The sequence below is a fragment of the Streptomyces sp. NPDC046881 genome (assembly GCF_040645015.1).
GTDB lineage: Bacteria > Actinomycetota > Actinomycetes > Streptomycetales > Streptomycetaceae > Streptomyces.
The window spans coordinates 1-23612 of the sequence record NZ_JBEYXJ010000089.1 but is presented as its reverse complement, the minus strand read 5'-3'; the positions used below and the strand labels follow the sequence as shown (position 1 = coordinate 23612).

Genomic DNA, 23612 nt, shown 5'->3' with positions numbered 1-23612 from the left:
GTCGCCCTCGACGTGGCCGGTGAGGACGAGGGCCAAGCCGCGGTTGACGGCGAAGCGGATGTTGCGTCCCCAGCCGCGGGTCTCGGCGAGCTGGTGGGCGAGGTACTTTGCCCAGGCCAGCCAAGGGCTGGTCAGGTCTGCGTCGGCCAGAGCGAGCGGGCTGTAGTCACGGGGGATCATTGCGAACAGCGGTAGCTGCTGCCAACCGGGATCCGGGCGCCAGGCCAGTGCAGGAGGCGGCTTGCGCGGGGCTCTCCGCCGTCCTCCGCGCGTCCGAGCCGCAGGGGTCGGTCTCCTGCGGTAGTGCATCCCGACGAAGAACAGTTGATGATGCCGGACGGCGGCGAGCCGGTCTCGCACGGCCGTCTCGTCCGCGGGCTGGCCGGCGACGGCCTTCGCACTGAGGCGGGCCTGGCACCAGCACAGGCGGCAGTAGTTCCACTTCAGCGGCTGGACGCGGTGACAGCCGGTGCATGCGGCCGCGTCGTGGCCGCGGCCGAACATGTAGCAGGTGGGGCAGAGGCGGCCACTGAAGTTTCCCCAGGCCAGGCAGCACCGGCCGCGCACCGCGACCCTCACAGCCGTCATCACCAAGGTCAGCCCCGGCGGCCCGCCCTGGATGGGCAAGCGACTGGTTCAGCGTCTACGACGGCGGCAATGACAAGGGTCATTTCCGCGGCCGGGTGGGGTCTCATGGGAGGTGGTGAACCTGCTGCCGGGCGGCACCGGCGTGCTCTCGGAGGCCGAGGTCGGCACCTGCATGGCTCCAGCCCCGTACGCTCCCGTCATCGAAGGGGGCTACACCGTCCGGCACGCCGACCTTCCGCCGGCCCGGCAGCGCTGAGGCCGACGTGCAGCGGGCCGAGCGCTTCCGGTGAGCCACTCACTCCTGCCCACGCGACACCGAGGACCAGGCCGTGCTTCGCGTCGTTGGCGATCGCCCACTTCTTGTCCGCCCGTCCCGCGATCCGGTGGGCCTCGTCCAAGACCACCAGGTCGAACGGCGGCACCCTGCGAGAACCTTGCCGCGGCCCGCGCCTACTTCGCCGAGGCCGGCACTGGCCGCGCCGGTCACCGCCACAGCCCTGGACGAACCGGTGGGCAGTGGCTGGCCAGCGTGCGTGAGGACGGCGGTCTGGGCAAGGACCCCGCCGGCTTCCGGCCTACGCGCCATCGGCGGCTTCTCGGTAGATGCCGTCGTCGTCTGCGTCACGGGACCACTCGCGGAAGTCGGTGTTTCCCAGGTCCATGTTGATCACGAAGCTTTCCAGGTACTGCTGCGGGATACGGAAGGACGGGGCGGGTTCGCCGAGTGGGTTGTCGACGGCGAGCAAAGGCAGGTCGGGTGAGGCGAGCGCCTTATGGTCGGCGACGAGAAGGATGCTGTGGTGGGGCCAGTCGACATCGTCACGGTCGATCAGGGTACGCAGCTGGTCTGCGGTCAGGTCGTCGTAAGCGGCGTTGTCGATGGGCGTGACGTCGATACCGCTGCCGTCCTCGCCTCCGTGGTCGATGAAGTCCAGGAGGGCGTGCCACGCCTGGGGGGCGGTGAAGTACGTGCGGACGAGGACGATCCCGCCGCCCTCCGCGTGGATTTGCGGGGCATCGACGGCCGGCTGGTAGGGCGAGGCGCTGGGCCCGGTGTAGTCGGCTGCGGGGAGGGTGGTGTGGTTGCTGCTTTTGTGGATCTGCTGGGGGGGCGGTGGGGGCCTTCCACACCTGAACGAGGTAGGTCTCGGGTGGGCTGGTCCTGGAGTGGCGAGGCTGCCGGGGCAGGGCGGCGTCTTTGGTATCGGCGCGGCCCCGTGCGTGGGTGCGGATGCGATAACTGCCGGGACCGTCGAATGCGAGGTTGGTGGTGAACGCTTTGTCGTAGCTGGCGACGAAGGCCTGGCCCCGTGTGAAGTCGGCGGAGATCTCGAGGACGTCGTCCCAGCCCTCCGCGTCCAGCGCGGGTTGTTCGGTGTGGATCTCGACGGTGACGCGGGCATAGCCGCGCTGGAAGCCAGTCAGGATGGTGCCGAAGTCTTTGTGGAAGCCGATGAGGCCGTTGGTGATGCTGGAGTGTTCGGGGAACTCCATGACGCCTTGGAGCATGGGGTCGATGAGAAGATCGTGGTCTTCGACGTAGAGGTCCTGGGTCTCGGTGGTCACGCCGTCTTCAACTCCGTCTCGGTCCCCGTGTACGGCGATGGGTGCTGCCCCCAACCGTTGGGGGCAGCACCCAGATCATCGGTGAGCTGCGGCACGTCTACTTGATGCGGACATAGTAGGCGTCGTCGTTGAGGACGCACCGGCTCTTGTAGAAGCCGCCCAGCCGCGCGCCGGCGGTGCTGTTGTCGCTGGCGGAGATGATGCGTGTGCTGCCTCGGCGGGGGTTCCCGCCTTCCTTGGTGGCTGCGAAGAGGTACTCGTCGCAGTCCTTGCCCTGGGGCGCGTGGATCCTGCCGCACATCGCGGTGCGGTGCTTGTTGATGGTCCTCGCCACCGAGGCTGCACACCTCGCTGACGCCGGAATCGGCGCGGCACGCGCCGATGATTTCCCTGGTGCCGTGTCCGATACCGGCCGGGACGGTCTACCGTCGCGTCATGACGGTCTTGGTCATCGGCGGCAGTGGCTTCCTGGGCACCGAGTTGATCCGGCAGGCGGCAACGGCCGGGCACGCAACGGCTGCGACCTACGCGACCAGGCCCGGCACCACTTCCCACGCCGCGTGGTACCCGCTCGACCTGACTGGGCCGTGACGGCTCAGGGGCCCGTCCAGCTGGCGATGGCGGCGGCGAAGCATGGAAGCCGCCTGGTCCACATGTGCAGCGACGCGGTGTTCTCCGGCGCCCGCGTCCACTACGACGAGTCGTGCCTCCCCGACCCCGTCACCCCTATGGAGCGGCAAAGGCCGCAGCGGAGACCGGGATCCTCCTCGTGCATCCGCAGGCCGTCGTCGCCCGCACGTCGCCATCGAAACGATCACCATCGACGGCCAGGAACACGCAGTGAAGCTGGGCGTGTTCCTGGCCAACACCAAGACCCGGCGAGCCAAGCTCAGCGCCGCCCAGCTCCAGCAACTCGCCGCCCTCGGCCTGGAATGGGCCGAACAGGTCCCGAGCGGGGTGGAGCACCCGCATCCACGCCGTCTCAGCGGCACCCAGGAGCGCGGGGTCCTCAAGCACCAGAAGCCCAAGCCGGTCCCGGGCGATGGTAGCTGCGCTGCGGGTCGAGGCCCTCGCGGCACGTTCCTCGGTGGATTCGGTGTTGCCCGCCCGCCGAGCGGCTACGGCCAGCCAGTGCACCTCCCGGTGCCGGACAACCGTCTCCAGCAACTCCGCGACAGCGCGCGTCACCGACTACACCAAGACTCCCTGACCTACAAAACGAAGCCCCCGCACCGGTAGCAGGCCAGCCGCGGGGGCTTTCGCGTTTCTGGGGTCGAGAACAGGCCAAAGGGCGGCCGTGCCCTTGTGCGGGTGCTGTGAGTTCCCTCAAGATCGACGATGGTGAGACATCTGTTCGATTTTCCTCTGGGGGGAAGAATTGAAGGCACGTGCTCTGCTGCCGCTGCTCATCACAGCGGCAGTGCTCGTACCGGCCACCACCGCAACCGCCGACACTGCTGTTGCCAAGCGTCCGCTGCCCGCAGAACCTCACCCGTGGGACAAGCGCATAAAATGCCAGGCCAAGGATCCGACGGGCCGGAAGATCGTCACCCGGTTCGGGAACTCGGAGTTCGGCTGGCACCACTTCACCGGCCGTCACAACATCAAAAGTGCAGCACGATCGCCGCTGTCGTCAACGAACACCCCGAGAAGAACGACGGTCACGGGCGGCTTGAGTACGGCGGGGTAGAGTTCGAGACCGGCGTTCCCCGACCTAGGATGGTGAAGATCTGGGTGATCGTTCAGTACTCGCGCAAGACGAAGGACGGACGGTACGACGCCGGTAGGGGACAGACGATCGGCGTCATCAACGCGTTCTGCAAGAACCAGCCGGGAAACAAGTGCCCCGCCTGGGCGAAGCTGTGACACTCGGACACCAGGGCGTTTTCGAGCGCCTTCCAGGCATCGTCCGTGCTCTGGTCGCCGACCCCACGCCGGATATGCCGGTCTTCAAGGGGCTGTTGGTCACCGGGGACGACCGCATGCGACTGTACCTGACCGCAGCCGACGGAAGCCGTACCTACGGAGCCGATGTGGTGATCAGCCACACCGGCCCCGGTCTCCTTGCGGGGATCATCTCCGGCTATCTGGACAACGAGTATGAGCAGCAGCCGTCCGATGATCCGCTGTGCGATGTGGTCGTGGACCTGACGCGCTACTGAGAGATCTGTCGCAGGAGCCCCCGTCAGCCCTCATCGGCTGGCGGGGGCTTGGTCGTTTCTGGGGGTCAGACGGTCTGCTCGATGTGATCGAAAATGTCGGCGTCGGTCTCCTGCTGCCACTCGGGCAAGTCGGCGCAGTCGGTGACGTACCCAGGCTTGCGGTTCTGGAAGTGCGCACTTGGGCGTAGACGGCCGCTGCCGCCTGTCGCTCCCATTCGGCGTCTCGTCCCACGGCGTGATGTAGCTGCGTTTCGGCTCGCCCGGGTAGTGCTTTTTGACTCCGGCGACCCTCGAGCCTGCGTACTTTCTCGGGTGCTACCTGCGCCATCGTCCGCAGCGCAGAGAAGGCGGCGTTCCGGTTACCAGGTCCCGTCAAACATGGACGACGTCCATGCACATCCGGCCCTCGTCGCTCGGCATTGGGAAGTGCCCGCGGGTCGACCTTCCCGGCGTAGTGCAACGTCTCCTCTGCGCCGGGTGGATGCACGGCATCGTCACGGCGATGTCGGCCACTCCCGCACGATGTCGTCCGCTCTCCGGCCGAGGACTCCACCCAGTCGAGTGGATGCCGAGCACGGTGTCGCGCCCTCCCGGCCGGTGAGCTCCACTCGGTGGAGTCCACTGAGTGGAGTGGATGCGCGGCATCGCCAGGGCGATGCACAGCATCGGATGCTCGGCATCGGGTGCGCGGCATCGGGTGCGCGGCATCGGATGCACTCAGTGGCTGGCCTCCCGGCCGCGGTACAGTCCGGGCTCCTGCGGGCGGTGCGCCTGCTGATCGTCCTCGCGCACCGGGTGCCGCCTCTGGGCATCGTCGCAGTGGCGCGCGTAGCGGCCCATCGTGGTGCGGGCCCGGTCGGCTGCCGCGGTGAAGGGCTCCCCGAGGTGACGCAGCCGTTCGCGGTGAGATCGAGGGCTTCCACGTCAGGACGGGACTCCCGCAGGGCCCCGCAACGCCGTCAGGTCCAGCGCCTCTTGGCGGCCGGGCTCCTGCTCCTGGTCGTCGCGCTCGGGGTCGGGGTGGGCCGGCTCGGGCGCGAGCAGTTGTTCGGGCATCGCCGCCTGCTGGTGCCGGGCGACGTCGTACGCCCGGCAGCGCGTCCGCGACGGGGAGGCGCAGCTTCTCGCGGACCGCAGCCCGGCGAGGACGGCCCGCTCGTACTGCAACGGTTCGCGCGGTATCTCCCACTCCCCCGGCCCAGGTCCGAAGGCCGGGGCGCGGCGGGTGCGCTCGAGTCGGCTGGTGGCGGCCGGTCGGGGGTGGTGATAGGTGGGCGGCGGCGGTCGGAGGTGAGGTCGGCCGTTGACCAGCGGGCGGTGTAGAGGCGGTAGGCGGGCAGCAGGCCGCGCAGCGTCTTCGGCTCGCTGATGTCCACGCAGTACGTGACGAGCGCGGCGTCCACGATGTCCTCGTTCAGGCCTGGCTCGCGGCGGCGGCCGCGCAGCACGAGAGCGAGGTGACAGCGGGCTTCGGCGAGCAGGTGCCTGCGGTGGAACCGGCCGCCGCTGGACGGCGGGTTCGGCCACCAGACGGGCGACGTGAACGACGTCAGCAGCACCGCGCACGCCCTCAGCGCCGACGCCGCCCTCAACCGGCCGACCTGGTCCGGCAAGGCCCTCACTTGCCTGCTCGCCCACCAGCAGGCCGACGCCGGCTTCACCTCCCCGCCCGAACAGCTCGCCCCCGCCCCATCCCCCTACACCCACCCCAGCCACGCCGCCGTCTTCGCCCTCACCGCCCTGGGCGAACATCACCAGGGCCAAGCACAGCGACGGCCGTAAGCGTGCACGTGTCGGAGCCTGGTCTGGTGGTCGTGGACGTAGCAGCCGCTGACGACCAGACCGCCTTCGCCTTCCAGCAGGCTCTCGCATCGATGTGGGCGACCACCGCGGTGGAACGCACCACACGCGACGCCGGCCAGCCCGGCGTACGGCTGCGCTGCTGCCTGGACATGCGCCAGGCACCGAGCTGAACGCCGTCGGCAGGGCCGGACCTTCTAGCGGGCGAGGGCGACAGTGACGGGCGTGCCGGAGCACTGGCCGAGCGGCCGGCCAGTGCCTGGCGCTCGACAGCGTCGATGCTCAGGCCCCAGCGGATCTTGTCGGCGATCCGGTCGGTGACGTACTGGCATGCGTCAGCCAGTCACGGTGAGGGCCCCACCGGACGGAGTGATGGCGTACCACTCCTTGTCCTTGCCCTGGCCGTTCATCAGGCCGGCCTTCACGTCGCCCGCGTACCGGTAGAGCGGCCAGCCGGCGAGGGTGAGCTGCTTCATGCCGTTGCGGTGGACCGTGCCGAGGAGGTTCTTGTCGACGCCCGTGGTTCGTACGGAGTCCTCCACGATGACCGGCCTCCACGTTCGCGTGCACGCACCGGCGCACGTCCACCTGGAGGGGGACGGGCGGTCCTTGCCGTAGCGGTAGAGGACCATGCCCTGACCGTCGGTGACCACACGGCCCGCGCCCTTCACCGCCTCGGCTCTCACGGTGACGGTATCGCCGCCGGACGCCGGAGCCGAGACCGGTGCGGAGGCCGCCGGGTCGGACACCGTCGTGACGACCGGGGCGGCGCCTGAACCCGCGCCGGACGCGCTGTCGTTGGATGCATCGCACGCCCCCAGCAGGAGAGCGGACATGAGCCCGGCGGCCGAGGCGAGGACGATGCGTTGCGGGATCAAGGGCTCACCCTTCGGAAGTCGCGTCTACGTACCCCTGTTACGTCGGCGCGGGCCCCGGCCTCTCAACCACCGCCGCCAGATTGCACATCCTTGACCATCACCCACGCCGCTGATGGGGGCACGGTCGTCGGTCGGGTTGCCGTACGATCAGCCAGTCGCGTACCTGAAGGAGCAGCCCCCGGTGACCCCCGTCCTGCCGCAGCTCCGCACCGGCACCGGTCGCCGCGGGCCCGGTCTGGCGGCTCCGGGTGACGCCCCGAATGGCGGTGGGTGGGCCGAGCGAGCTTGTGCCAGCCGCTTTGGGGCACTCGCGGATTCTGTCGCAGGGCAGCAGGCGGTAGCTATGTCGAACGCGGCATCGGCGCTCCCTCGTCCGCAGTGCGGCGTTCACCGTCCAGGTGAGTCATGGCGTAGCCGCGCTCGTCAGGATGACGTGCCAGGCGTGCCATCACCCACGCGGTCCTGGCGTCCATCCCCTCACCGAAGTCGGCGGCCAGGCGCCGGGCCTGCCACGTCGTGCGCGGGGCGAGCACCCACCGCATCAGCGGAAACCGGACCCGGCCGGTGCCGGCAGTCGTCCTGCCTGCTCCGCCACTCAAGTCCTCGGGATCGCGGTCATGGGTATTCGGGTCGGCCACGACCGCGAGTCTGGCGACGGGCACATCGTCCCGGTGTCCGCTAGACCAGAGATCACCGAAATGGGTGTCGGCGCCACCAACGTTGACGACAGCCCGACCGTAGGCGCTTACAGGAGAGGGCCGTTGGCTTGCGGGGTGAAGGGACGCCGCGGAGCAGCTCCCACAGGGGCGTGAGCCGGATGCCCAAGACTCCGAGAATGTGGCGGTCGACAACATGGGAGGCGCTGCTGCTTGGCGAAGGTCACGGCGGGTGCGGTGACACGTCCGTTGGTCACGATGACCGCGACGTCGGCGCCGTGGACCTGGCGGGCGGTGCTGTTGAGGACCTGGAGCTCCGGTGTGGCCACGGCAGAGCCGGCGAGGCCGTTGTGCCGGTGTTTGCATTGGATCACCCCAGCGCCGCCCGTAGGGGTCGGTGGCCTTCACGCCGGTACCCGGATCACCGCCACCCCCGACACGGACCGCGCCCTGGCAACCGTCGCGACGCATCAGGTCACGCACCGCACCTTCACACCGCGAGTGATGGAGGGCATCCAGCTGGGGCCGCCCATAGCGCAGGCCCTGCGCTCGGACAGCTTCCCACCGCGCTTCCTGCTGCCTGTGATACAGCCAGCCGCCGTCGGTCAACGTCCAGCGGCGGCTCAGCTCCCGCATCGCGGCGGCCTGCCGCTCCACCGCTTCCGCGATGGACGGGTCAACCCGGGACGGCCGGCGATTACGGTTGCGGCCGGCTCGTCGCCCGCAAACTCAGGGGGCGGGCCCAGGAGCCGTAGGCGGCGAATGCTTGCAGGACAGGCTCGATCCGCTCGGCGGCGTCATGGTCGAGGCCGCCGGGGACGAGCCAGACCCGGTGGCAGGGCGGACAGCCCCTCTCCGGGTTGTAGTCCCGATACTTGACGTCGTCGAGGAGTGCCGCCCTTGCGCAGTGCAAGCCTTCGAGGAGGGCAGCGAGGTAGCGGTGTGCGTCGCCCCGGTCGGCGAGGGTGCCGTCGTGGCGGCCTACGGCGTGGGCGATGCCGTGCATGAGGACAACGAGGTCGGGACGGACCACGCCGGCATGCGGCGGCCCCGGCTGCGACGCCCGCCGCCGGGCCTGGCCACGCCCCCTCGACACCGGCTCGTACAGCTTCCGTGGACACGACCGCCGGGAAGTTGCCGCGCCGCCGCCTCCGCAGGAGGCATGCATGCGGCGGCACGGGACCGGTTGCGGCGGCACGGCCTTCTCTCACCGTCGGATGGCAGTCTCCCCATAGGTGTTTCTCATCTGCGCCCTAAAGCCGCCGCAGGATCGTCCGCCGGGGCGTCTCCTGCCGTTGATTCCCGCATCAAATGCACGATCGACGGAATGGGGAAGACGAGAAGGATGAGGTTCGGAATCCACCAGATGAGAGACCAGTCTCCGCGCAGTGCCCAGAACGCGACTGCTTGCAGTCCGGCGACGCTGGTCAGCGTAAGGGAAATCAGCGTCAATGGGAGTTGAAGGGGGTGACCGTGAGTTTTTGTCTGGTGGCGCCGGTTTCCGGCCAAGTAGAGAGAAGCCAGGCCGGTGATGCTCGCGGCGATGTCCAGAGGAAGGAACGAGAAGTTCCAGTCGCTCATTACCGGGTCGCCGTAGTCCTTGTAGGCGTGCTGGGGCGGAATGAGGTTGAGCAGGGCGGCCGTCCAGTAGAGCAGGAAACCGACGTCGGTCACGAGCATCGCGGTCTTGATGGTGCGCACGCCGCAGGTGGTGCGGTCCGGTGAGGACATCAGTGCTCCATGCCTCCGCCCAGGTACATCACGGCCACGCCGAGGACGACCAGCGCCACCCCGATCACGGTGGCCAAGCGCACCGTTTCGTCGAAGAACAGGACGCCTCCGGCGAAGGCGCCGACCGTGCCCACGCCGGACCAGACCGCGTACACGGGCCCGACGTTCAGGGTCTTGAGGGCTTGGGCGAGGAGGACGAAGGCGAGCCCGTAGCCCACGACGACCAGGATGCTGGGGGCCAGCCTGGTCAGCCCGTGGGAGGCGCGCAGCGAGAGCGTGGCCGCGACTTCCGAGAGGATCGCTCCGGCGACCAGTAAGAATCCCGTCACTCGGCCTCCTTGGGCTGCGGCGGGATCAAGTCCTCGACGAGGGCCCGCAGTCGGTGGTGATCGGCGCCCTGTGGCGGTGCCAGTCCCAGCAGGCGGGCAGTCCACCAGCCGTCGACCGCCATACGCACGAGGGAGCTGACGCCCGGCGGCAGCCCGTCCTCGTCGAGGCGGATCTGCCAATGCCGGTAGCGCTCTTGGAGTACGTCGAGGACCGCCGGGCCTCCCGCCGCAGCGAGGAGGGCGACGGGCACGGCGGACGAGGGCCCCTCCCCCTCCGGAGCCGCCAGCGGGATGGAGGCGTCGAGCCAGGCTCGGGTGAAGGCGCCGGGGGGCGAGTCCGGGCCGGGCAGGACGGCCTCGAACCGGTCGACCAGCCGGCGGACGACTCCCTGCACCAGTGCGAGCTTGGACGGGAAGTGGTGCAGCAGCCCGCCCTTGCTCACGCCGGCCTCGGCGGCCGCCGCGTCGAGTCGGACCGCGTCCACGCCGCCCTTCACCAGAAGTCTCTCCACCGCATCGAGGATCCGGTCACGCACCTGCTCCACCTGCTCTTCGTCGACCGTCCAGCAATTCCCGACCGTCTAGGCGGTCGGGAAAGCCTACCACGCCACTCAATGGCGGCAGAGGAAGATCGGATGAACCCGTCGGGCGGTAACCGGATTCGTTACGTCCAAGTGAAGTGAAGCCCCTTCACCCTTCCGTCGTTGACACTTTTAGGCCTGTAGGGATATTTTCGGGCATCGTCGACGGCCGATGACCGGCGTCGCGCATCCAACGGGGGACAGGGTGATCGGAATCTTCCGCTGAAAGACGCCGTCCGGCGGACCGGGCGAACATCTTCGCGTGATCAGGGGACATAAAAACGATTCCCCTCCTCCCGCGCACATTCCTTGGCTTGGGCAGGAACAGCCCATTCGCCGTGCCGCTATTCAGTGCGCACGTTCGTGATTGATCAACCGATCAAGGAACGATGACAATGAGTGCGATACGTCCATTATCTCAGCGGGGCAATCCCGCTGACATCTACTCGCGTTTCAGCTCCTTCACCGCGGCCCGCGACCTCATGGCCGCCAACCTCTATCCGTTCTTCCTGCCGCTGGAAGGAGGGGAGGGAGCCACCGTCCGTCGAGGCGGCCGGACCCTGATCATGTGCGGGTCCAACAACTACCTGGGCCTCACCGGTCACCCGGAGGTGCTCGCCGCGGCACAGACCGCTCTCGACCGGTACGGCACCTCCCGCACCGGCTCGAGGTTCCTCAACGGCAACACCGACCTGCACCAGGAACTCGAGGCCGAACTCGCCGACTACCTGGGGAAACCCGCCGCGTTGGTGATGTCCACCGGCTACCAGACGAACCTCGGCGTCCTCGGCACGGTTCTCACACCGCGGGACTACGTCGTCCTGGACCGCAGCGCCCATGCCTCACTGCTCGACGGCTGCCGCCTCAGCGGGGCCAGGATCCGCTGGTTTCCGCACAACGACCCCGAGGGACTCCGCCAGACGCTGGAGCGCCTGCCGGATGACGCCGGCCGACTCGTCGTCGTCGACGGCGTCTACTCGATGGAGGGCGACGTATGCGACCTGCCGGCCATCGCGAAGACGTGCTCGGCCTACGGCGCACGGCTCCTCCTCGACGACGCCCACGGCCTCGGCGTACTCGCCGAAGGCCGCGGCACGGCCGCGCACTTCGGCCTCACTGACGAGGTCGACCTGATCACCGTCACCTTCAGCAAGTCCCTCGCCTCGCTCGGCGGTGCCGTCGCCGGCAGCGAGGAGGCCATCCACTACCTCAGGCACCATGCCCGCAGCCTGATGTTCAGCGCGTCCATGACGCCTCCCAGCACGGCCGCCGCCCTCGCCGCCCTGCGCATCCTGCGGTCCCGGCCCGAGCTGGCCACGGCGGTGCAGGCCAACGCCGCCTACGTCCGGCGCGGACTGGCCGAGGCCGGCGTGCGCACCACCCCCAGCACGACGCCGATAGTGGCGATCCCCACACCAGGCACCCTGGAGACCCTCACCACGTGGCAGCGGCTGCTCCACGCCGGTGTGTACGTCAACCCCGTACTCCCGCCTGCCGCGGAACCGCGCCTGCGCACCAGCTATATGGCATCGCACACCCCCGACCAGCTCGACCGGGTCATCGAGGCCTGTGCCGCGCAGGACACGCTGCTGGAACCGCCGGAGCACGACGGCCGCGCGGCGAGCGTCGCGTGAGCGGGGTCCCGGCCCGGGGTCGCGTGCCGGCGTTGACGGCAGCCGGCCTTGCCGCAGGGGCGTGCGCCGCCGCGTCGGCGACCTCGACGGGCGTCGTCGGCTGCCTCTGGATCGTGCTGCCCGCCGCCGTTCTGTCCCTCATCGCCGGCCGGTTCCTGGCCTGGTCCACGGTGAGCACCTGGGCGACGGTCGACGAGTCCTGGCCCACGGCCGGGGCCAAGGCCGGTTCCCAGCCTCAGTCCGCCCCTCGGCCCCAAGCCGGTCCACCGGCCGAGACCGACCGCAGCCCGGCAGCCGATCCCCGGTTCGCAGCCGGTGCCCGCGCCACCACCGATTCCTCTGCCGCAGCCGGCTCCTGGGCCGCAGCCGACTCCTGGGGCGCGCGCGGAGAGGCGGGCCGCACCGTCGTGGTGGCCGTGGGGCTGCTCCCACTCAGCATCGCGGTCGCCGTTCCCGCCGCCGGCGGCGCGGCATTCGCCCTGCTCGTCGCCACCGCGGCGTGCGCGGGACTCGTCGTGGGCGCGCTGACGACCTTCCCGGACACTCGCACGCGCGGAACCGCGGAGCGGACCGGGACCGTCCATGCCGTCCTGTGGCTCGGTCCCGCGCTGGGCGCCGGTTACGCCTCCGGCATGTGGCGGCTTCCGGAGACCCGGGCCACGGCCAGTGCGCTGGCCTGTGCCTGCGCACTGTTGCGGCTGGCCGCCATGTCACACGCCCGCCGTGTCGCACCGCCCCCGTGCTGACGTCCTACCCGTCTTCTCCTCGGCACCAAGGAGCCTTCATGTCCCGCATCGGTCTCGCCGCCCGGGCGCTGCGCCTCACCCTCAGCAAGGCGCACGCAGATCCCACCGCCGACTACGACGCCGCCAGTTCCGACTACGACACGTTCTTCAGCCCGGTGATGGGCCGTCACTCCACAGCCGCCCTGGACGAGGTCCCGATCAATCCCGGCGACACCGTGGTGGAACTGGCCTGCGGCACCGGCCATCTGACCGCCGAGATCGTGCGCAGGCTCGACGGACGCGGCGCCGTGTTCGCGGTCGACAAGTCACTCGGCATGCTGGAGGTGGCCAGGAAGAAGGTGCTGCCGCTCGTCGAGGGGGCGCCCGGACTGCTCGTGGAGCTGTCCGACGGCGACATGGAGGCCTTCGCCAGGGGCATCCCGTCGGGCAGCGCGGACCTGGTCGTCGTCGGCTGGGCCATCTGCTATGCCAAACCGCCCCGGCTGCTCGCCCAGATAGAGAGGATCCTGCGCCCCGGGGGCCGCGCTCTGATCATCGAGACCAGGGCCGACGCCCACAAGGCCCTCACCGACCGGCTCGAAGAGGTCTTCGCCGACGATCCCTCCCTGCTCACCAGCCTGATCCGGGTGGCCCTGCCCAAGAACGCAGGCGTCGTGGCGCGTTGGTTCGCCAAGGCCGGCTTGACCGTAGACGTCCAGCGGGAGGGTGCACAGGTCATCCCCGCGCACACGCCGGAAGCGGTGCTGGAGTGGGTGCAACGCTCGGGTGCCGCGGCCGGCTTCAAGACCGCCGTGGACAACGCGCGTGAGCAGCTCGTCCTCAGCCGCGTCGAGGAGGGACTGGCCGACGTCCTTCGCAGGGAGGGCCGTCTCGACATCGAGCACACGTTCGTGGTGGTCGCCGGCCGAAAGCCGGTGACCGCCCGCGACGAGGGCCGGGGGCCGCAGGGCCAGGAGGTCGGAGCCGGATGACGAAGTCCCCCGCGCCCCAGCCCGTCACCGGGCCCGCGCTGCACCGCGGACCGGACGCGGAAGGTCCGGAGGTCGGCGACGGCGGCCGCGTGCACCGCGCGCTGTACGGGTTCGCCCGTCGGCTGACCGCCCGCCCCAAGACCGTGATCCTGCTGTGGGCCGTGCTCATCGCGGTGTGCATGCCCATCGGCGGCGGGTTGACGTCGCAACTCACCGAACAAGGCGCGTCCAAGGTGGTGCCCGGCACCAGCAGCGCCCATGCCGACGAGCTGACGAAGCGGTCCTTCCCGCAGCGCTCCGAACGCGAACTCACCGTCGTCGTCACCGCCCCGGACGTCAACACCCCCCGCCTGCGGGCCTTCCTCGCGGCTCTGGACGAGCGGCTCGCCGCCCGGCAGCGCAGCGGTGAGGTGGAGGCCACGTCCTCCGCGTACACCGTGTTCCGGGACGCGACCCAGCAGTTCCTGACCCGGGTGTGGGAACGGGCGGGCGGCGCGAGCGCGACGCCCGGGGAGCGCACCGAAGCCGTCGACGGACAGGTGCGTCAGGGCAGAGTGCCGGCGGCGCTCGTCACCGCCGCGCGGGACACCGCCCGAGCGAAGGACGCGGGCCAGGTGGCCCGGATCGCCCGGCGCGCCACCGTCGCCGCCGACTGGCGCCGCTTCCCGCTGCCGGTGCCCGCCGACGCGGTGGACCGGCTGATCGCCGCGGACGGGAAGACCGCCGTCGTGTCCGTCGCCCACCCGGTCGGCGGCGAAAGCGATCCGGACGTCGACTGGCTTCGCGCGACCGCGCGCACCACGCTCGCGTCGGCCGGGGCGGACGGCACGGCCGACGTCCACGTCACCGGTGAGCTGGCCCTCATCCACGACACCTACAAGAAGGCCGAGTCCGACAACGCCCTGATGGAGACGGTGGCGTACGGCATCATCTTCGTCGTCCTGCTCCTCTTCTTCCGCGCCCTCGTCCCGGCCGTCCTCACGCTGGCCGTGGTGGGTCTGTCGATGACCGTCAGTCAAGCCGCCCTGTTCGGTCTTGCCCATCAGGTGACACTCACTCAGTTCACCGTGACGATCATGCAGTTCGTCATGCTGGGAGCAGGCGTCGACTACAGCATGCTGCTGTCCTCGCGCTACCGGCAGGAACGCCTGGCCGGGCGATCGCCCGAGGAGGCGGCGCTGAAAGCCACCGTCCACGCAGGGGAGAGCATGCTGCTCGCCGCGGTGGCCGTGGTGCTCGCCTTCGGCGCCACCCTGTTGTCGCCGGTGGACTGGATCCCGCCGCTGGGCTACGGCGGGCTGATCGGCATCCCGATCGTCTTCGCCGCGGCCCTCACCCTCACCCCCTGTCTGCTGGTGCTGCTCGGGGACCGCTTCTTCGCCCTGGGCCGCTCCCCGATGTCCGACCTCGAGCGGGATGGGGCCATGGGTCGGCACCTGCGGCGCACGGCGGAGTTCGCCCGGCGCCGCAAGGCCGCGATCGTGGCAGTCTTCCTCGTGGCCACCGTGCCCTTCGCGGTCCTGGCGGCCGGCAACCGTTCGACGTCGGACCCGGTGAAGCTGAGCCCCGTCACCGACTCCCGCACCGGATTCGAGACGCTCGCGGCCACCTGGGGCGACAGCGCGGTCATGCCGACCACCGTCGTCGGAGAGGCCGCCGACGGCGTCGTGCGCGACGGCCGGCTGACCGATCGGGGCCGGCAGGCGGTGGCACGGCTCACCGAACGCATCGCCGCCACCGAAGGCGTCGCCTCCGTCGACTCCGCCACCCAGCCGTTCGGAAGGGTGTGGGACGCCGCCCAGCTCAGGAACGAGGGTTTCCTCCAGGACTACGTCTCCCAGGACGGCGCCCTGCGTTTCGTGGTCGTGCTGAAGGACGCCCCGTACTCGTCGGCCGCCGCCGACACCGTCGGCAGACTCGAAGACACACTCCGCGACGCGGGCACGGCCGTGGGGCGCCTGGACGTCGGGGGCGCCACCCAGGTGGACCTCCAGTACGGAGCCGCGCTGCGCACCAGCTTCTGGCAGATGGCGGGACTGGTGAGCATCGGCGTGTTCGTCATGCTCGCCCTCACCCTGCGGTCCCTGCTCGTACCCGTACGGCTGATCGCCACCATCATGATGAGCAACGTCTGGGCCATCGGAACAACGGTGCTGGTCTTCCACCACATGCGCGGCGAGGCAGTCATCGACGATCTGCCCATCTTCCTGACCGTGCTGATGATGGGACTCGGCATGGACTACGAGATCTTCCTGGTGACCCGGGTGCGCGACCTCATCCGCAGCGGACGCTCCCAGGAGGAGGCCACCATGACGGCCGTCGTGGACACCGGACGGGTGATCAATGCCGCCGGCCTGGTCATGGCGGGCAGCCTCGGCACCATGGCGCTGTCCTCGACCCTGATGCTCCAGCAGTACGGCGCCGGCCTCGGCGCCGCCGTGCTGCTCGACGCCACCGTCATCCGCATCCTGTTCGTGCCCGCCACGCTCCTTCTGCTCCAGCGCTACAACTGGTGGTTCCCCACCGTCCGGCGCCGCAGGCAGCCTGCGCCGAAGGCCGGGTGACGGCGATGACCACGAGCCGCCTCGGCCCCATGCCGGCGCACCCGGGCCCCTTGGCCCGGCTGCACCGCCGCACCGCGGCCAGCCCCCTGGCCACGGCGGCGGTCCTGTTCGCGCTGCTCGCCGCGGTCCGGGTCGCCGGCGCCTTCAGCTTCCTGCTGATGGCGCTGTCCGTGGCGCTCAGCGCGACCGCCCTGCTCGCGGTGAGCCGGGACCGCTGGCCCGCCATGGGCGTCCGCCGCTGCGACCGCACCGGCGCCGTCGTCGTGTGCACGATCGTGGTGGCCCTGGTGTACGCGGAGACCTTCCTCGCCAACCGCAGCGTCTTCGGAACCGCGGACGACAACTGGACTGCGTGGGTGCCGCGCATCTTCGAGGGCCTGGTCCCCGGTGCGCCCTGGGCCGACGCGGCGGCCATGCTGCTGGCCATGGGCGTCCTCGTCCCGCTGGTCGAGGAGGTCTGCTACCGCGGTGTCCTCTTCCACGCCGTCGAGGAGCGCTGGAACACCCGTACGGCCATCGTCACCACCGCAGCCGGCTGGGCGGCGGTGCACCTCGGCGACTACGGCCTCAATCCGCTCAACCCGAGGGTGGTGTGCGGTGTCCTGCCCTCGGTGTTCTTCATGGGTCTCGCCCTGGGCGTCTGCCGCGCCGTCACCGGATCGGCGCTGGCCTGCGCCGCCGCCCAAGGGGTGTGCAACCTGCTGCTTCTCGGCGCCGTCCTGCTGTGGATCTGACGTCCCTACCGGCCCCCTGACGTCCCTGCCAGCCCCCTGACCTCCACGAACCCTTCATCGTCAACCGCCTGAACGCCCCGTGGACGCAGCGCCCCGACGCGCAATCCCCGATGTCTTCAATGAAGTTCTCACGAAAGGTACGTCATGCCCCGTCGTCTCTTCACCTCCGAATCCGTCACCGAGGGCCACCCGGACAAGATGGCCGACCAGATCAGCGACGCCGTCCTGGACGCCTTGCTGCGCGAGGATCCGACGTCCCGGGTGGCCGTCGAGACGCTCGTCACCACCGGTCAGGTGCACGTGGCGGGCGAGGTCACCACGCTCGCCCGCACCGACATACCGGCCGTGGTGCGCGACACCGTCCTGGGCATCGGCTACGACTCCTCCCTCAAGGGCTTCGACGGCAGGACCTGCGGCGTCTCGGTCTCCCTGGGGGCGCAGTCGCCCGACATCGCCCAGGGCGTGGACGCCGCAGAGGAGGGCGGCGACCCCCTCGACCAGCAGGGGGCCGGCGACCAGGGACTGATGTTCGGGTACGCCACCGACGAGACCCCCGAGTTGATGCCTCTGCCCATCCAGCTTGCGCACCGCCTGGCGCGCCAGCTCTCCGAGGTCCGCCGCGACGGCGCCGTGCCTTACCTGCGCCCCGACGGCAAGACACAGGTCACTGTCGAGTACGTGGGCAGCCGGGCGGTCCGCCTGGACACCGTGGTCGTCTCCAGCCAGCACGCGCCCGAGGTGAGTCTCGACGGGCTGCTGGCGCCGGACGTGCGCAAGTTCGTCGTCGATCACGTCCTCGAGGAGCTGGCCTCGACCGGCGTCACCCTCGACACCGGCGACTACCGCCTCCTGGTCAACCCGACGGGCAGGTTCGAGATCGGCGGCCCGATGGGCGACGCGGGCCTCACCGGCCGCAAGATCATCATCGACACGTACGGCGGGACGGCCCGGCACGGCGGTGGCGCGTTCTCGGGCAAGGACCCCTCGAAGGTGGACCGTTCCGCCGCTTACGCGATGCGTTGGGTCGCGAAGAACGTGGTGGCGGCGGGCCTCGCCCGGCGGTGCGAGGTCCAGGTGGCCTACGCCATCGGCAAGGCCCGCCCGGTCGGCCTGTTCGTGGAGACCTTCGGCACCGCCACCGTTCCGGTCGCCCGGCTGGAACGGGCGGTCGAGGAGGTCTTCGACCTCCGTCCGGCGGCCATCGTCCGCGACCTGGACCTCCTGCGTCCGATCTATGCCCGCACGGCCGCCTACGGTCACTTCGGTCGCACCGGCGACGACTTCACCTGGGAACGCACCGATCGTGCCGACGCCCTGAGCCGGGCCGTCCGCCGCGTCTGAGGGAGCCGCGGAGCATGCGCATCGCCGTCACGGGATCCATCGCCACCGACCACCTCATGACCTTCCCGGGCCGTTTCACCGAACAGCTCGTCCCGGACCTGCTCGACACTGTGTCGCTGTCCTTCCTCGTCGACGGCCTCGACGTCCGCTACGGCGGAGTCGCGGCCAACATCGCCTACGGCCTCGGCAAGCTGGGGCTGCGGCCCGTGGTGGTCGGCGCTGCCGGGAAGGACTTCGCCGAGTACGACCAGCGGTTGACCGCCGCGGGTGTGGACACCTCGTCCGTGCGGATCAGCGAGACCCTGCACACGGCACGGTTCCTGTGCACCACCGACCGCGATCAGAACCAGATCGCCGCCTTCTACCCGGGTGCCATGACCGAGGCCGCGGACATCGACCTGGCCGCGCTGATCGGCCCGCACCGCCGCTTCGACCTCGTGCTGATCGGCGCCGACGATCCCGCCGCCATGCTGCGCCACACTCAGGCCTGCCGCGACCTGGGCACCCCCTTCGCGGCCGACCCCTCACAACAACTGGCCCGTCTGAACCGGGACCAGCTCCGACAACTCGTCAACGGTGCACGGTTCCTGTTCACCAACGCCTACGAGAACGCCCTGCTGCGCCGGCGCAGCGGTTGGGGCGCCGCTGACGTGCTCGGGCGAGTCGGCACATGGATCACCACCCGAGGAGCCAACGGCGTGACCATCGAGCAGCGGGACCGTCCCACCCTGTGGGTCCCGGCCGTGCCCACCACACGGGCGGTGGACCCGACGGGCGTGGGTGACGCCTTCCGCGCGGGCTTCCTCACCGGCCTCGCCCACCACCGCTCACCGGCGGAGGCCGCGCGACTGGGGTGCGCGCTGGCCACCCGGGTCCTGGAGACGACGGGCTCCCAGGAGTACGACGTCCGCCTGGATTCGCTCGTCGTCCCGCACGTGGCTGACGGACCGACCGGGACTACGGCGGAGCCCTTCCTTCATGACCGCCCCTGACCGTTTCCGCCCTGCGCTCCGATCGCCCCTGAGCGGTCCCAGACGATGACATGAGAGGCCTGGTGCGGAGCCCGCCAGGGCCGACGGGGCGCCCGGATCGCCTCTGTCACCGTGGTGAACCGGGTGCAGTCGTTGGTGTCGCCTCCGGTGACCACCAGCGCGAGCGGGTGGCCGAAGCTTCCGAATGGACCTCAGCCTCACGGTGCTCCCCGCGCGTGCAGGGATGGTCCCGACTTTGGCGCCGGATGACCTTGCCGGCGCCGGTTCGCCCGCAGGGTGGAGGGCAGGCGTCTTAGCTGAAGGGATCTGGTTTTCCGAGCCATCGCCGTGCCGCATCCAACTGACTAGCCCGCAGGCCAATGTGTGTTCGGCGTGCCGTCATCGCTCATGTGCGCCCGCTGCCAGATTCCGTTCCAGCTGAACCGGATCTCCGGCACGAACCGGTGCCGCTGCCCGCACGGACATGGCGCCAGCACCCACGCGCACCCACGGCAGAGCTCGACCCAGCCGTGCCCGGTCGAGCTCAGCACCCGCGGTCTTTCATCCCCACAGGCCGGGCAACCGGAGGGCTCGGTACCGTCCAGAATCGCGTTCTGCCGCCGGACGTACTCGGGCAGTCGCAGCGACGGGTGGCGAAACGGGTCTTGGTGCCAGACGTGGTCCGGGCCGTCCCACCTGCTCCGCAGCCACCACGGTCGCGGGTCTGGTACAGCCCGCCGCCCAGCCCGCTTCTCCGCCCGGCGTTGCGCGGCGTACTTCTCCGCCCGCGCGAGCCACAGCACCCGTGCCTCGTGCAGTTCCTCCACCGCCCGCACCAGCGCGTCCGGGTCTGCCTCCAGCCGCCGGGGGATCGCGGCGCTGAGCGTGAGGTGGTGGTACGTCGCCCGTAAGCCGTACGGCGCAAAGAGGGTGATGCAGGTCCGCAGTGCGCTGTGCCGGCGGCGGAGAGGGAGGCGGGCGTCGTGCACGTGCGCTCGGTGGGTCAGGAAGCTGGTCATGGTGTGGGCGCCAGGTCCAGTGCCCGTGCCAAGGCGGCAGTGACGGCGGCAGCGTGTGCCGGCAGGTGTTGTTCAGCCCAGGTTCCGGCAAGGCTGAGGAAGTCCTGCACATCCTGCTGGGCACCGGCGACCAACCTGCGTACCTGGTCTACCGGCAGCTCGATCACCGGGCTGCCGTCCGTCCCGTGGGCGTCGAGCGTGAGCCGGACGATGTCGCCGACACGTTCGGCCGCCGAGGACGGGTCGTGGCCGAAGTAGGAGCGGCCGGTGCCGTCGAGCACCTCCAGCCAGTCCCGCCAGGTCTCCAGGCCGTTGCAGCAGCCCGGCTCGACGAAAACGGTGCCGGTGGCCTTGTCGGTCACCCGGAAGCCGCCGGCGGCGAACAGGTCAGGCATGGTGAGCAGCCCGTGCAGGAATGTGCCGAGTGGGTCGGTCGGGCACGGCCCGTGCTCTTCCTCCGGCTCGAAGCCGTTGCAGTCGGCGATGCGCATAACGGCCGTGCCGACCTCCGCAGGAGTCAGTTCCCCGTTCAGCACGAGGTAGCCATATGGCTCGTGGTCGCCAACCGGCCAGAGCTCGAAGTCGTCGACAGCGGAGATCTCCAGAACGGGTTGCATCACCATCACATGGGGATGATGCCGGACCCACTGCTACGTCGCCACGGGCTTTCAGCTGCGGCATCGGGCTGGGCCGTCTCTTTCGGATCTTGCATGATGACCGGCATGAACACGCAAACATGTGACCCAGCCGAGTTGGCCACTCTCCGCGAGATCTTCGCGTCCCGTCCCGAGGCAGTGCCGCCGGCCGGTTGGGAGGCGGTGCGGTCCTTCGAGGCGGAGCACGGCATCGTGCTCCCTGAGCCGTACCGCACGTTCGTGGCAGAGATCTGCGATGGGCTGCGCGCCGGACCGCCCTATTACGGTCTGCTGCCCCTCGCACAAACACCCCCGGACTGGGGCCCGGATCGCCCCGAGCGCCTGCTCGCCAAGCCCTTTCCGCTCACCACGGCATGGCTGTGGGAGGAGGACGGTGACGAGGAGGCGCTCTCGGAGCAGGAGTTCGAGGCTCGGACGGATGCCGTGTTCGACCACGGCTCACTGCTGCTGGGCACCGACGGCTGCGGCATGTACTGGGCCTTGATCGTGACCGGTCCGCAGCGCGGCCACGTCTGGCAGATCGCCGGCGAAGGCGCAATGCCTTTCGGTGGCCAGTCACCCGACGCCCTGATGCCTGGCATTCCTGGCTTCACGGGCTGGGTGAGCCACTGGGCTCAGGGCCGCTCGTGGTTCGCGGACGCCTAGGAAGATCCGAAGAAAACGGCTCAGGCCGTGTCTTTCGGATCATCGCGAGAGACACGGACTGAGGCTAGGCGCCGTCGGGGCTACGGGGGTCGCAGGGCGTGGAGATCCGGCAGTTGGCGTTCGCCGACGTGGGGCAAGGTGGTCTTCCGCCCTTGGCTGTCGCACAGACGTACGCGCTGCCTCGGTGGGGACGAGTTGGCTTCCACGACGATGTCCTGGATGTCGGGCCAGGGCCACTTCCGCACCCCGGGTGGCCTACTTGGCGGTCCAGCCGCCGAAGTTGTTCCGGTTCCCCTCCGCCGCCCGGAGCAGCGCGTCCGGCGATCCCAGCAGACCGTACGGCAGATACCCGGACCGGACACCGAGTTCCCACCCGTGGACCTGGACGGCGAGGCAGGCCAGGGCGAGGGTGCCAAGGGGGAGGAGGGACCGGGGCGCGGGATCACCGGCATCGGCCTCGACGCTCTCCCGGTACGCGACCAGCCGGGTGACGAGGGCGTCCTCGAAGGCGTGCTGGTCGTCGTCGAGGAGTACGCGCAGCAGCCGCTGGTCGGCGCTCAGCGCGTCGCCGACCTCGTCGAGCCGCCGGGCGGCCTCCGCGCGCTCCCCGGCGTCCGGCTTGCGCAGCGGAACCGTAGGCCAGTCGCGGGGCAGATGTCCGGCCGCCTCCGTGAGATAGGGGCACAGGGCGTCCATGGCGGCGAGGTCGCCGGGGTCGGAGACAGAGGGGTAGCGGTTGTAGGGCACGCCGTCACGGATAGCGGGCGCGTAGTCGCCGCGCAGCAGCAGCCCGATGACCCGCTCCCAGTCCCACACATGCCCGCTGACGACACACATCTCGAACGTGTCGAGCCAGGTCCGCGCGGTGGGCGCCTCCTTGACGACGTCCCGGAAGGTGATGGGCCCGTCCCCGAACTCGTCGTCGTCCGGGTCGGTGCTGATCCGCTCCCCGATGAGGGGGAACCGGAGTTCCTGGTCCCCGTTCGGGAAGCACATGATGCTCAGCACTCCGTGCACACACTCCGCGGCGGTGACGGCGACCGTGCCGGCCGCAGCGTCGAGCCCCGGCTCCGTCACCGTGCGCGCGGCGACATGGTCGAGCAGTTCGTCCGCCATGGCCCGGATCAGCGTCGGCGAGATGCTGCCGTACCGCAGCGAGTGCCACCGCGTGTAGGCCCGCCCATCGATGTCGTCGAGCGCCCCGGCCAACCGCTGCTCGCCAACCCGATGGCATGTCACATTCCGCACGTACCCCGTCCCTTCATGAACTCCCCGACTGGACGAAGCACGTTATCAACGGGCACTGACAGCACAGGGGCGAGCCCTCTACCTGGGCAGTTTCGCGGTGCGCTCCGGGCAGAAGGTTCCGACGTAGGGAATGGCGGTCTGCTCGGTGAGGCGGAACAGGCGCATCAGCCGGAGCCGGTCGGCGCAATCTCGCCTACTGTTGCCGACGACAAACGCGAGAACCCCGGGGGCCATCACACCAGCGTCTTCTACCGCTCGTCGGGACAGGTGGCCAGCACGTCTCCGCTCTCCTCGTCGGTGAGGCTGAGGCGAGCGCCGGGCATGCTCTGGTAGTCGCCGACCCAGCGGCGGAACTCATCCTGCGCCACTTCCTGGCGGCCCCACCAGCGGATGCCGTAGTCCCGCCGGACGGCGGCCTGGCGGGGGCCGATTCCGTGCAAGGCTTCCACCAGCAGCGTATCGAGCCAGTCGGCGACCTGTTCCGGGGCGAGAACGAGGACGCCGCCTGGGCCGGTGATCTGGGCGCAGGCGGTCGCGGCGACCATGATCGTCGGGGCGATGCCCATCCTCAAGTCTCCACCGAGCCGGGAAATCGACCGGATACGCCGGGCTGGGCAGGGGAGCCGAAGCGGCGCTGGTCGCCGGGGCCGGCACAGCGCTGAGGTGGGAGATGCCGTCCAGGTGCCGTCGATGGAGGCCCTCCGCCTGGTACCGCCGACGGCACCCAAACAGGGCTGACGCGGCCCGGTGACACCGAGGCGGACCGGCGGAGGCACTCGGGCGGGGCCGCGC

28 protein-coding genes and 3 pseudogenes are annotated in these 23612 nt (G+C 70.0%); 15 read left to right on the top strand and 16 right to left on the bottom strand.

Going from position 1 to position 23612, the window contains the following annotated elements; genetic code table 11:
* Window positions 1-703: 703 nt before the first annotated feature.
* The gene (locus ABZ923_RS31330; RefSeq protein ID WP_361478334.1) at window positions 704-844 is read left to right on the top strand and encodes a hypothetical protein; all 141 of its coding nucleotides are present in this window, start codon (window positions 704-706) and stop codon (window positions 842-844) included.
* Between the two features lie 319 nt (window positions 845-1163).
* Here the strand turns inward: ABZ923_RS31330 and ABZ923_RS31325 are convergent, their stop codons facing one another.
* Window positions 1164-1334 carry a hypothetical protein gene (locus ABZ923_RS31325; RefSeq protein ID WP_361478331.1) on the bottom strand — a complete coding sequence of 57 codons (171 nt, stop codon included), beginning with the start codon at window positions 1332-1334 and terminating at the stop codon, window positions 1164-1166.
* A gap of 421 nt (window positions 1335-1755) precedes the next feature.
* Here ABZ923_RS31325 and ABZ923_RS31320 point away from each other — a divergent pair, with 421 nt between their 5' ends.
* Window positions 1756-2259, top strand: coding sequence for a hypothetical protein (locus ABZ923_RS31320; RefSeq protein WP_361478329.1), 504 nt, complete (start codon window positions 1756-1758; stop codon window positions 2257-2259).
* Here the strand turns inward: ABZ923_RS31320 and ABZ923_RS31315 are convergent.
* Entirely contained in the window at window positions 2252-2488 is a 237-nt protein-coding gene (locus ABZ923_RS31315; protein ID WP_361478326.1) for a NucA/NucB deoxyribonuclease domain-containing protein, read from the bottom strand. The genes ABZ923_RS31320 and ABZ923_RS31315 overlap by 8 nt on opposite strands.
* Window positions 2489-2589: 101 nt before the next feature.
* Between ABZ923_RS31315 and ABZ923_RS31310 the strand changes: the two are divergent.
* A pseudogene (locus ABZ923_RS31310) lies at window positions 2590-2956 on the top strand (sugar nucleotide-binding protein); the annotation flags it as partial.
* On the opposite strand, the gene ABZ923_RS31305 reads toward ABZ923_RS31310, so the two are convergent.
* A complete protein-coding gene (locus ABZ923_RS31305; RefSeq protein WP_361478363.1) occupies window positions 2881-3342 on the bottom strand; it encodes a hypothetical protein in 462 nt (153 codons plus the stop codon). The pseudogene ABZ923_RS31310 and the gene ABZ923_RS31305 overlap by 76 nt on opposite strands.
* A 546-nt stretch (window positions 3343-3888) precedes the next feature.
* On the opposite strand from ABZ923_RS31305, the gene ABZ923_RS31300 reads away from it, so the two are divergent.
* Entirely contained in the window at window positions 3889-4020 is a 132-nt protein-coding gene (locus ABZ923_RS31300; protein WP_361478323.1) for a hypothetical protein, read from the top strand.
* Window positions 4017-4316, top strand: coding sequence for a hypothetical protein (locus ABZ923_RS31295; protein WP_361478320.1), 300 nt, complete (start codon window positions 4017-4019; stop codon window positions 4314-4316). The genes ABZ923_RS31300 and ABZ923_RS31295 overlap by 4 nt, the downstream gene beginning before the upstream one ends.
* 65 nt (window positions 4317-4381) lie before the next feature.
* Here the strand turns inward: ABZ923_RS31295 and ABZ923_RS31290 are convergent.
* Together ABZ923_RS31290 and ABZ923_RS31285 are read right to left on the bottom strand one after the other, a co-directional pair.
* Window positions 4382-4610 (bottom strand): annotated as a pseudogene (locus ABZ923_RS31290) (hypothetical protein); the annotation flags it as partial.
* 630 nt (window positions 4611-5240) lie between these two features.
* The gene (locus ABZ923_RS31285; RefSeq protein ID WP_361478317.1) at window positions 5241-5483 is read right to left on the bottom strand and encodes a hypothetical protein; all 243 of its coding nucleotides are present in this window, start codon (window positions 5481-5483) and stop codon (window positions 5241-5243) included.
* A gap of 372 nt (window positions 5484-5855) precedes the next feature.
* Between ABZ923_RS31285 and ABZ923_RS31280 the strand changes: the two genes are divergently transcribed.
* Window positions 5856-6098, top strand: a complete 243-nt coding sequence (locus ABZ923_RS31280; RefSeq protein ID WP_361478314.1) for a hypothetical protein — start codon at window positions 5856-5858, stop codon at window positions 6096-6098.
* A 2-nt stretch (window positions 6099-6100) separates the two neighbouring features.
* The gene (locus ABZ923_RS31275; RefSeq protein WP_361478311.1) at window positions 6101-6289 is read left to right on the top strand and encodes a DUF6207 family protein; all 189 of its coding nucleotides are present in this window, start codon (window positions 6101-6103) and stop codon (window positions 6287-6289) included.
* Window positions 6290-6451: 162 nt separating this feature from the next.
* Here ABZ923_RS31275 and ABZ923_RS31270 read toward each other — a convergent pair whose 3' ends face one another.
* The 7 genes and pseudogenes from ABZ923_RS31270 to ABZ923_RS31240 all read right to left on the bottom strand — a co-directional run bounded on the left by ABZ923_RS31270 (window position 6452) and on the right by ABZ923_RS31240 (window position 10255).
* Complete coding sequence (locus ABZ923_RS31270) at window positions 6452-6994, bottom strand: hypothetical protein (RefSeq protein WP_361478308.1); 543 nt, start codon at window positions 6992-6994, stop codon at window positions 6452-6454.
* A 341-nt stretch (window positions 6995-7335) separates the two neighbouring features.
* Window positions 7336-7632, bottom strand: coding sequence for a hypothetical protein (locus ABZ923_RS31265; RefSeq protein ID WP_361478305.1), 297 nt, complete (start codon window positions 7630-7632; stop codon window positions 7336-7338).
* A 52-nt stretch (window positions 7633-7684) separates the two neighbouring features.
* Window positions 7685-8247, bottom strand: a pseudogene (locus ABZ923_RS31260) (restriction endonuclease); the annotation flags it as partial.
* Between the two features lie 100 nt (window positions 8248-8347).
* Complete coding sequence (locus ABZ923_RS31255; protein ID WP_361478302.1) at window positions 8348-8683, bottom strand: hypothetical protein; 336 nt, start codon at window positions 8681-8683, stop codon at window positions 8348-8350.
* A 209-nt stretch (window positions 8684-8892) separates the two neighbouring features.
* On the bottom strand, window positions 8893-9381 hold the full coding sequence (locus tag ABZ923_RS31250; RefSeq protein ID WP_361478299.1) for a DUF5360 family protein: 489 nt from the start codon (window positions 9379-9381) through the stop codon (window positions 8893-8895).
* Complete coding sequence (locus tag ABZ923_RS31245) at window positions 9381-9710, bottom strand: multidrug efflux SMR transporter (protein ID WP_361478296.1); 330 nt, start codon at window positions 9708-9710, stop codon at window positions 9381-9383. The genes ABZ923_RS31250 and ABZ923_RS31245 overlap by 1 nt, the downstream gene beginning before the upstream one ends.
* The gene (locus ABZ923_RS31240) at window positions 9707-10255 is read right to left on the bottom strand and encodes a TetR/AcrR family transcriptional regulator (protein ID WP_361478293.1); all 549 of its coding nucleotides are present in this window, start codon (window positions 10253-10255) and stop codon (window positions 9707-9709) included. The genes ABZ923_RS31245 and ABZ923_RS31240 overlap by 4 nt, the downstream gene beginning before the upstream one ends.
* Before the next feature lie 431 nt (window positions 10256-10686).
* Here ABZ923_RS31240 and ABZ923_RS31235 point away from each other — a divergent pair, with 431 nt between their 5' ends.
* From ABZ923_RS31235 to ABZ923_RS31205, 7 genes are all read left to right on the top strand, one after another.
* On the top strand, window positions 10687-11925 hold the full coding sequence (locus tag ABZ923_RS31235; protein WP_361478290.1) for an aminotransferase class I/II-fold pyridoxal phosphate-dependent enzyme: 1239 nt from the start codon (window positions 10687-10689) through the stop codon (window positions 11923-11925).
* Between the two features lie 32 nt (window positions 11926-11957).
* Window positions 11958-12671, top strand: a complete 714-nt coding sequence (locus ABZ923_RS31230; RefSeq protein ID WP_361478287.1) for a hypothetical protein — start codon at window positions 11958-11960, stop codon at window positions 12669-12671.
* A gap of 38 nt (window positions 12672-12709) precedes the next feature.
* Window positions 12710-13642, top strand: a complete 933-nt coding sequence (locus ABZ923_RS31225) for a methyltransferase domain-containing protein (RefSeq protein WP_361478285.1) — start codon at window positions 12710-12712, stop codon at window positions 13640-13642.
* Window positions 13639-16206, top strand: coding sequence for an MMPL family transporter (locus ABZ923_RS31220; protein WP_361478282.1), 2568 nt, complete (start codon window positions 13639-13641; stop codon window positions 16204-16206). Before ABZ923_RS31225 ends, ABZ923_RS31220 begins: the two co-directional genes overlap by 4 nt.
* 5 nt (window positions 16207-16211) lie before the next feature.
* Entirely contained in the window at window positions 16212-16940 is a 729-nt protein-coding gene (locus ABZ923_RS31215; RefSeq protein WP_361478279.1) for a CPBP family intramembrane glutamic endopeptidase, read from the top strand.
* 144 nt (window positions 16941-17084) lie between these two features.
* A complete protein-coding gene (gene metK / locus ABZ923_RS31210; RefSeq protein ID WP_361478276.1) occupies window positions 17085-18281 on the top strand; it encodes a methionine adenosyltransferase in 1197 nt (398 codons plus the stop codon).
* A 14-nt stretch (window positions 18282-18295) separates the two neighbouring features.
* Window positions 18296-19273 carry a carbohydrate kinase family protein gene (locus ABZ923_RS31205; RefSeq protein WP_361478273.1) on the top strand — a complete coding sequence of 326 codons (978 nt, stop codon included), beginning with the start codon at window positions 18296-18298 and terminating at the stop codon, window positions 19271-19273.
* Between the two features lie 344 nt (window positions 19274-19617).
* Here ABZ923_RS31205 and ABZ923_RS31200 read toward each other — a convergent pair whose 3' ends face one another.
* Both ABZ923_RS31200 and ABZ923_RS31195 read right to left on the bottom strand, forming a co-directional pair.
* Window positions 19618-20271, bottom strand: coding sequence for a hypothetical protein (locus tag ABZ923_RS31200; RefSeq protein ID WP_361478270.1), 654 nt, complete (start codon window positions 20269-20271; stop codon window positions 19618-19620).
* Window positions 20268-20894: a hypothetical protein gene (locus tag ABZ923_RS31195; RefSeq protein ID WP_361478354.1), complete on the bottom strand. Its 627-nt coding sequence runs from the start codon at window positions 20892-20894 to the stop codon at window positions 20268-20270. The genes ABZ923_RS31200 and ABZ923_RS31195 overlap by 4 nt, the downstream gene beginning before the upstream one ends.
* An 87-nt stretch (window positions 20895-20981) precedes the next feature.
* Between ABZ923_RS31195 and ABZ923_RS31190 the strand changes: the two genes are divergently transcribed.
* Window positions 20982-21572 (top strand): SMI1/KNR4 family protein, encoded by a 591-nt coding sequence (locus tag ABZ923_RS31190; protein ID WP_361478267.1) that lies wholly within the window; start codon window positions 20982-20984, stop codon window positions 21570-21572.
* Between the two features lie 255 nt (window positions 21573-21827).
* Here ABZ923_RS31190 and ABZ923_RS31185 read toward each other — a convergent pair whose 3' ends face one another.
* On the bottom strand, window positions 21828-22820 hold the full coding sequence (locus tag ABZ923_RS31185) for an immunity 49 family protein (protein WP_361478264.1): 993 nt from the start codon (window positions 22818-22820) through the stop codon (window positions 21828-21830).
* Between the two features lie 248 nt (window positions 22821-23068).
* Complete coding sequence (locus ABZ923_RS31180; RefSeq protein WP_361478261.1) at window positions 23069-23386, bottom strand: hypothetical protein; 318 nt, start codon at window positions 23384-23386, stop codon at window positions 23069-23071.
* Window positions 23387-23612: the final 226 nt, after the last annotated feature.